The organism is Chryseobacterium sp. SIMBA_038 (assembly GCF_046535115.1).
Lineage (GTDB): Bacteria > Bacteroidota > Bacteroidia > Flavobacteriales > Weeksellaceae > Chryseobacterium.
The window spans coordinates 287,251-295,664 of record NZ_JAWRXH010000004.1; the positions used below are offsets into that span (position 1 = coordinate 287,251).

At 35.3% G+C, this 8,414-nt stretch carries 6 protein-coding genes and 1 pseudogene; 1 reads left to right on the top strand and 6 read right to left on the bottom strand.

Annotated features, from left to right (window positions below):
• Positions 1 to 354: 354 nt before the first annotated feature.
• From SB689_RS15025 to SB689_RS15040, 4 genes are all read right to left on the bottom strand, one after another.
• Entirely contained in the window at positions 355 to 690 is a 336-nt protein-coding gene (locus SB689_RS15025; protein WP_410692911.1) for a helix-turn-helix domain-containing protein, read from the bottom strand.
• 6 nt (positions 691 to 696) lie between these two features.
• The gene (locus SB689_RS15030) at positions 697 to 1,143 is read right to left on the bottom strand and encodes a transposase (RefSeq protein WP_410692912.1); all 447 of its coding nucleotides are present in this window, start codon (positions 1,141 to 1,143) and stop codon (positions 697 to 699) included.
• Between the two features lie 363 nt (positions 1,144 to 1,506).
• Positions 1,507 to 2,517 (bottom strand): thioredoxin-like domain-containing protein, encoded by a 1,011-nt coding sequence (locus SB689_RS15035; RefSeq protein WP_410692913.1) that lies wholly within the window; start codon positions 2,515 to 2,517, stop codon positions 1,507 to 1,509.
• A gap of 88 nt (positions 2,518 to 2,605) precedes the next feature.
• A complete protein-coding gene (locus SB689_RS15040) occupies positions 2,606 to 5,362 on the bottom strand; it encodes a hypothetical protein (protein ID WP_410692914.1) in 2,757 nt (918 codons plus the stop codon).
• A gap of 741 nt (positions 5,363 to 6,103) precedes the next feature.
• Between SB689_RS15040 and SB689_RS15045 the strand changes: the two genes are divergently transcribed.
• A complete protein-coding gene (locus SB689_RS15045; RefSeq protein ID WP_410692915.1) occupies positions 6,104 to 6,592 on the top strand; it encodes a hypothetical protein in 489 nt (162 codons plus the stop codon).
• 430 nt (positions 6,593 to 7,022) lie between these two features.
• On the opposite strand, the gene SB689_RS15050 is transcribed toward SB689_RS15045, so the two are convergent.
• Positions 7,023 to 7,811, bottom strand: coding sequence for a hypothetical protein (locus tag SB689_RS15050; RefSeq protein WP_410692916.1), 789 nt, complete (start codon positions 7,809 to 7,811; stop codon positions 7,023 to 7,025).
• An 87-nt stretch (positions 7,812 to 7,898) separates the two neighbouring features.
• A pseudogene (locus SB689_RS15055) lies at positions 7,899 to 8,414 on the bottom strand (hypothetical protein); the annotation flags it as partial.

Below are 8,414 nucleotides of genomic sequence, written 5' to 3' on the forward strand. Positions count from 1 at the left end.
AAAATTATCTAAACTATACACGTAGTTTTTGATTTTCATAGTTAGTGTTTTTCTTTAAAGGAAGGGATAATGTTCCCCAATATCCCTGATCTTTTTAGTGTTTGTGTTTACCGAAGATTTATTTAAATCTTCGGTTTTTTTCATGAACTAAACTTATGATTTTGTAAGAAAAAAACTGATAATTTGACTCTTTTAGTGTGCTTAAAAACATCAAATTTTATTTAAAAAGACTCTTGGAATTATTTTTTAGATATAGCTTAATTTGTTGAATATAAAAAAGAGCCAAAGATTTATATTAAATCTTTGGCTCTAAGTAAAATATTAATTAAAAATTGAAATTACTTCTTAAAAATATTACGCAGCAAACATTTTTTTCCATTTGGTAATTGTATTTCGGCTCATTTTCAGATCTCTTGCCAACTCTGAATTATTCAGGTTGTTTTTCTTCTGAAGTTCCAAAATTTCAATCACAGTTTCCTTGTCGTAAGATCTGTGAGACTGATTGAATATTTGAGTTTCTCTGTCCTCGGTTCCAAATATTTTTTCATTAAGATGAAGAATATCCAAACTGGATAATTCTTTTTTACTTAATATATTTTGACATTCTTTTTCTTTTTCGGGAAACTTCATCTGTATCATATCATTGAAGATCCTTTTATAATCCGGAGAGTTTGGTGTGTTATTTCTCATACTTCATTATTTTTCATTATTAATACCTGTTCTATATTTGGCGATCCACTTGTAAAGGGTGGTTTTGGGAATCTTATATTCTTTTATGACCTGAGTCTTTGTTTTCTTTTTTGTCTCAATAATTTCTATGATAAAATCAATGATCTCTTTGGTGTAAATATTTTTTCTAAACTGTGGCAAACTGCTTTTTTCTGTTTTGGCACTGTTAGGCTGAAGTGATGCCTGTGGCGAATAGAGAATTAAATGCTGAGAATATATCCTGAAAAAATCATACTCAAGCAGTTTACTCCATTTTAAAATATGAGCAGAATCTAAAGAATCACTCTGGTACATTTCATCAATCAGTTGCTCATCACAGTTGAAAAAATTGCAGATTCTGGTAATACTGATATCACATTCTGTAACTCTTTTGTGGATAAGTGATCCTATGTGTATGTCTTTTAAATTATGCATAGAGGGGTAGGATGTATAAAGAAGTTTTTTTGAATAAAATTGAATGGTATTCTCAAAAACCGTGATCATTATGTGTGTCTTATAAACAATACAAATTTATGACACATTCATTAGAAATACACTACTTCAAATTTACTTCATTGTTTTATATTGTTGAAAATCATTGTTTTGTATATTTTTTTGAGAAGAAATGTAGTAGTATGTTCTTATCGATAAAGTATGCTATAGGCCTATTTATTCTTTTTAGTTAGTTCATTATTCAAATGATTTTGTATTTTTCTGTTTTTATAAATGGTTCGGATTTTACGGATAAATTTTAGAAGTTCTTTTATCATTTTTTAGAGTTTTGGGTAACTGCCGGTATTAATTTGAATTGTTAATATATCCTAAGATTTCTTCTAGATAAGAGGTTCTTAAAACAATTTTTCCATCCTGATCTAATAAGAAAATGGTTGGAGTACCTGCAATAGCATAATTTTGAAAATTGATACCTTCGAACCCTTTATAATCACAATAGATGCTATCCTTCCATGGCAAATTTTTAGCTTTATCTTTAAATGTTTTTTCATCTTTGTCTCCTGAAATGGAGATAATTTTTATGCCTTTGTTATTTATTTCTGTATATTTTTCCGATAGTTTTGGAAGAAGAGCTTCACAAGGGCCACATCCGGAAAGATAAAATAATAGGATTGTTTTGGTATATTTTTTATTTGCGAGTTCACCTGTTTTCAAGACTTTTGTTGTTTTATCCTTTTCATTAATAATTAAATCAGGAGCTTTCGTACCTTGAGCCCCTTTTAAATAAACCGCTAAAATGCCATCATAATGTCTTACTTTACCAGAAGCTCTTACTAGATCTGAAATCATATAAGTATAATATTCTTTATTTTTTTGAGTAAAATTATAGGCTATCTTTTCTACAAAGTTTGTGTACTGTAAAGGATCTTTTATCTTGTCTCCAATGATTTCGAAATCGGTGATAAATGCATTACTATTTTTAAGTTTTGTATAAATGTCTACCCATAATGTAATGACTTCACTCGAATGTCCTGAGGCATATAACTTTTGCCAATCTATGTCATTAGCAATATATCGTACTATTTTCTTCGCTTTTTTATTATCGGTATCTGCAGCCAGATTTGTGCTGAATATTTCTGATATATCTTTAATTTTATCAGAATCGCTATTTCTATCTAGCTCTTCAGCTATCGTTTTGTTGTTTGTTTGTGCTTGTTGTAAAGCAATTGTTTCTTCTGCTGCTGAAATTCCTTTTGTTAAAGTAATATTCGGAATTGCGATAGGCTGTTGCGCTTGCACACAGAAAAAAGGAATTATAATAAAGAGAAATAATATATTTTGTTTCGGGAATTTCATAAGAATAGTATTTGTGTTGAGGATATTTTATATCGAGCAGTAAATGATACCGCCCGATTAAAATTTGAATTAATTATTAATTATAGGACTAAGGATATCCTTCGTAATAACATTGTTTATGATTAGGATTGTAAACAGTTCCATTACTCTCACAATAAAATAACCATTGTTTTAAAACACCATTGCCTATATTCTCGCAATATACATAGTATCTAGAATAATCAGGGAATCCAAAATATCCTGCTGAAGTACAACTATAGTATGATGAATTATCACCTTTTATTATAATGTTAAAAGTACAGTTTTGTCCTCCTATATTTATATTAAATGTAGCAGTACCACTGGTTTGGGGAGTTCCGGAAATCTTAAACGTTAATTTTCCGTTGCCTATATTAAAATTACCTGCATCTAGATGAGCTACAAGACCTTGCACACCACCGGAAGATATATCTTGAGCAGGATATGCACCTCCATTTCCTCCTGTATAAGATAATTTTGCTGTCGAAGCTGCATTAACAGGCTTATTTGGTAAATAACCACCAGTTACTTCAACATTTGCACAATCAAGTGAAGTCACAGTTCCAGAACCAAGGCTTACCGATCTTGTAAGAGTACAAGTTTTTCCTCCGATATTGATTGCGAAATTAGCAGTACCAGATCCTGAAGGAGTTCCTGTAATCGTATAAGTAAGGATTCCTGTAGAACCAGTAAAACTTCCTGCGGGTAATGTAGCCGTTAATCCTGTTACTCCTGTAGAAGTTATGGTTTGTCCGTTGTGGGAACCTCCGTTTCCACCGGTGTAAGAGATGGAAGAAGAAACATTGGATGCCGAAATTCCGCTTGTTAATGTTCCACTGTTACTTGCATTAGCACAGTCGAGACCTGTTATTGTTCCTACTCCAGGGGTTACTGTACCACTGCCTTCTCCATCAATACATTTACTCCATGTATTTGTTGTTTTTCTATAAAATCTTACACAGTCATTAGTACTGTCATAAACTATTGTTCCAGGTATTACGCTACCCCCAAGAGGATTGGTAAAATTATTTACATTAGGATTTGTAGGAAGTACAATACCATGATTATTCGTCTCACCTTTATTAATATCTAAAGCTCCTCTTGGGCTTAAATTTCCTATTCCGACCGTCCCTGCGGGAGTTATGGCAAAATCATTAGCTTGTTGAGTAGCTGAAGGTGCTGTATTGATGTTATTGTCTCTAGCCGCATCTACATGGAAAATCGTTTGCGGAGTGGCTGTACCAAAACCAATATTCTGGCTGCTTGCCACAAACATTCCGGGTTTGGCTGGGTTATATGAATAGTTTCCCGGGTTTGCTGCACCAATTGCCAGTCCATCCAACCCATAGGTATTTCCGGCTTCGGTATTGTGTCTGATATAATATCCATAGCTGTCACTGTCTTCATTAAACCTGATCTCACCTCCTGAACCATCAGTGTTGGCATTTGAGTGAATTCTTAATAAAGGATTGGCAACGGTTCCTGCCTGAGAGCTTGGACCTCCTAATCTCAATTCATTACCTACAACCTGTAAATCTGAAACCGGTGCAGTAGTTCCTACTCCGATTCTGTTGTTGGCAGCATCTACGGATAGGGTAGAACCGTCTACAGAGAATGCATTGGTGCTTGTTCCTGTAAAGGCTAAGGTTCTGTTATTTTGTGTTACGGTTCTGTTTTCAACAATTGTTCCGTCCGTAGTATAGATATTGTCTGAGGTTCCGCCGGAAGCTGGTAGTTCTTTCCATGTTGCTACACCATCTGCATCAGATGTTAATACTTTATCAGTACCTTGGGTTCCGTCTACGATTTTTAGCGCTCCGGCTGTAGAAGAATTTACATGGAGTAGGTGGGTAGGTGCTTGAGTACCTATTCCCACTTTTCCTGTAGGATCTATACGCATTCTTTCTCCTGATAAGGGCATATCTCCACTTGTAAAGAAACGTAAAGAAGTAAGGTTGTCTGTACCGTTTCCTTCGTACTTTGCATTAATTCCCGTTCCGTTATGGTAAGATTCTATTGTTCCGTTAAAATGAGGAATAAATTCTATAGAACCTATATTGTCACCATTGTTAAGGTTAGCGGGAGTGGCTAAAGTACCTCGGGATTTATGGAAACGAATAGCGTTGTATTTATTATTAGATCCACTATAGTCATCAAAATGATATTCATTGGCTGTGTCGTCATTCTGAGAAAGAACGCGGAACTTAGCGGTTGATGTATTGCTGGTACCTATTCCTACTGCGCCTTCGATGATCGCCCCATTCGATGGAGCAGAAAGACCTGCATAATTGGTTCCTAATGCGAGATTTCCAATTATTGAAAGTTTACTGCCGGGTGTAGTGGTTCCAATACCAACAGTGTTTTTCCCTGCATCCACAGAAAATGTAGAACCATCTATTGAGAATGCGTTATTGGCAGTTCCTGTAAATGCTAGTTTTTTATCTTCCTGTTTTACTGTTCTGTTATCAGATAAGGTACCGTCCGAGGTATAAATATTCAGGTTCTGATTCGCAGATTCTAATTTTACCCATGCAGTTCCGTTATAATAATAATATCCAACAGCATCAATATTGGCAGCTTTTCCTGCCTGTGATCCAGTAGCAACACTATTGACATATATTAATGTGGAAACAGGAACTCCGTCCATAGCTTGAGCTCTTTCTCTGTCAACTCTTGGAACTAAGAGCCCGTCTACGTTTGTAGATTTGCCTGTTGCATTCTTTGCTACTATATCTACTGTGGCTTGAGGATCCGGTGTATTGAAACCAACCTGACCGAAGGCAAATGAGGAAGTAAGCAATGCTAAAAAAATTACATTCTTTTTCATTTTTGTTGTAGTTAATTGTTAATGATTTTTCCTTGTGTAATTGTTTCTCAGAAAAAGGCCGATTTTTATTCGAAATTGAATGAGAATTATTCCGGTTTTTCAAAAGAAACCAATATGAAGAGGGACAATTATGCTATAGAAAATTTCATTTTGTTTGTTTTGGGTTTAATTGTTTGTGTTATTTTTTCTTTCCTTTATGTGTGTTTAGAATCGTATCTCAGAAAATAACCGGTTTTTTTCTTCGAAATAGTTTGTGTGAGAATTCTTGTACAAATGTACTGACAGAAAAGGGGGTTTCTACTACTACGTAGATACTACTAGTTTGATAATCAATTATTTAAGTTTTCTTTTAAGTAAAGATGCAGTAGCGTATTTGTTATATGTTTTTTATGGGATATGATTAAAATTAGGCTCTTGTTTTATTCCTTTTAGGTAAAAAATCAACAAAGAGATAATGAGATTGGATACCATTAATTTTGTTAATTTTTTTTCAAAAGTCTATTTTATTTTATTCTGAATAAAAGATCAAAAACAGTCATTTTTTCTAAACTTTTAAGTGGTTGGTTATATATTTTAACTTCAGCTCCAATTTGCTTAAAATCATTAATGAACAAGCTTGCAATAGCTTTTTAAGACTTTGTAATAATGTTTGTTAAAATGGGGTATATTGATATTCCTGACATGCAGTTTTTATTATATTAGCGACCATTAAAAAAATACAAATCTTTAAAAAATTATTTTATGCCGATTACAAACTTAAACAACACGCACCTTACAACCGCACAGGTTGATACTGCAAAAACTTCTCTTACTACTTTGGAAGCAGCTTTAGAATCTATCAATGTAAATCTTTCTGCGGAAGACCGCCAAAAGTACGGAAGCATCAACGAGCAGAATAAACTCTTCGTCAATAAAGTCTACGATTTTAATAAAAATCAACCAGAACTAAGTGCAATAGAAGTCGACTGGGCAGAGTTTGGAAATGATTATACATCGAGACAGAATTATGAAGGTCTTATTGCAAGACTAGACAGTTTGGTGACCAGATTAAAAAATGCAAAAACGCTTCACGATTACGACAATTATCAGGCGGCTCTTACCGATTATGCTTTTACAGCCTATAAAGCAGGAACAGCTTCTCCGGGATATGAAGTAAAGCAAAACGAATTGAAACAGTTTTTCTCTAAAACCACAAAGTCAGATGGAATCCCGCCGGCGGATAAAGCATAAATTGACGACTCATTCATTATTTAAGATCATAAGCCCGAAACCTAAGTTTCGGGCTTTTACATTGATCAGATCTGCTGTTATACTGTATTTTTGGGGTTCAGAGACTATCTTTTGGGGTATTATACCGCTCCAGCGATTCAAAAGACCAGTATTTTGGGGCTGCATGACCACAAGGGAGATCGCCAGAACCTGAAATTTGGGGTCTTGAACCTCAAAAATAGGGTTGGGGAACCCAAAATTATAGGTATCCAACCTTATCAGATATATCTGAGACGGCAAAACAGTATTAGAACACCGGAAGAAAGGAGTCTTTCACTAAAACAATATAAAAATTGGATCCTGCTTATTTATTATATAAAAATTCGCTCTGCAAAAATACAGAGCGAATAAAAAACACAAACACTAAAACTGATGAAAAACAGTTTGTTTTTTATTGTACATCACCTACACAAAATGTAGCAAGACTTCCATGTGGCTGTAGAGCAGAGTAATTGTCACTGCGCCCCCCACTTTGCGTTGCATTAATCTCCACCTCATCAAACCAAGCTCCTCCTATTACATATGTACCGTATACATCAGTATTATGATCATTTAAATTACTTGAAACTGTATTTGAAGAAATAATATAATAATGATTACCGTAGCTGCTGCATACAAGCTTCATGGTAGGATGTACTGTTACCCCATTTTTTTTGAAAGTATAAGTATATTTTTCATCATTGTGCATTCCCGTATGAAAAACTTTAAAATTCGTAATAGGTGTACTAAATTTAATTTTTATACGTGCACTACTTGGATAATTATATATTGAGTTTCCGTATTTATCTTTACCACCAAGTAAAGTAGCTTCATATTCTGACATTATATTTAAAGATTGTGTTCCTATATGACCACCATCACAAGTACGAGCCGCTCCAGCATTACGCACTGAAACAGTATTGGCATTGCTAAATGTAGCAGTAACACTTTTACCATTTACTGTAAAATTGCGATTTCCAGAAGTCGCTAATGGCAGTATTGTACCTGTACAATCGGTTTGTGTATTTATAGGTGGTAAATCTGTTACTACATTTCTGGTAATGGTACATGCCTGTCCTCCAATATTAATAGCAAAACTTGCTGTACCGGATGAAGAAGGTGTTCCTGTGATAATGTAGGTAAGATCTCCGTTTCCGTTGGCAAAATTACCGGCTGCTAAAGTTGCTGTTAAACCTGTCACTCCTGTAGAAGTTACGGTCTGTCCGCTGTATGTTCCGCCGTTACCTCCCGTGTATGAAATGACAGATTTTACGTTTGAAGCTGCAGTTCAGCTTGTCAGAGTTCCTGTATGGGTGGCTCCACTACAGTCTAAGCTTGCAATGGTACCTGCTCTCGGTGCTACATTTATGGTAATGGTACAGGTTTTACCTCCAATATTGATGGCAAAGCTTGCCGTACCGGATGAAGAAGGCGTTCCTGTGATGGTGTAGGTAAGGTCTCCGTTTCCGTTGTTAAAGTTACCTGCTGCCAGCGTTGCCGTTAAACCAGTCACTCCTGTAGAAGTTACGGTCTGCCCGTTGTGTGTTCCGCCATTTCCTCCTGTATAGGATATCACAGATTGTACGTTTGAAGCAGCAGTTCCGCTTGTCAGAGTTCCTGTATGGGTGGCTCCGTTACAGTCTAAGCTTGCAATGGTACCTGCTCCGGCTGCTACATTTCTGGTAATGGTACAGGTTTTACCTCCAATATTGATGGCAAAGCTTGCTGTACCGGATGAAGAAGGCGTTCCTGTGATGGTGTAGGTAAGGTCTCCGTTTCCGTTGTTAAAGTTACCTGCTGCCAG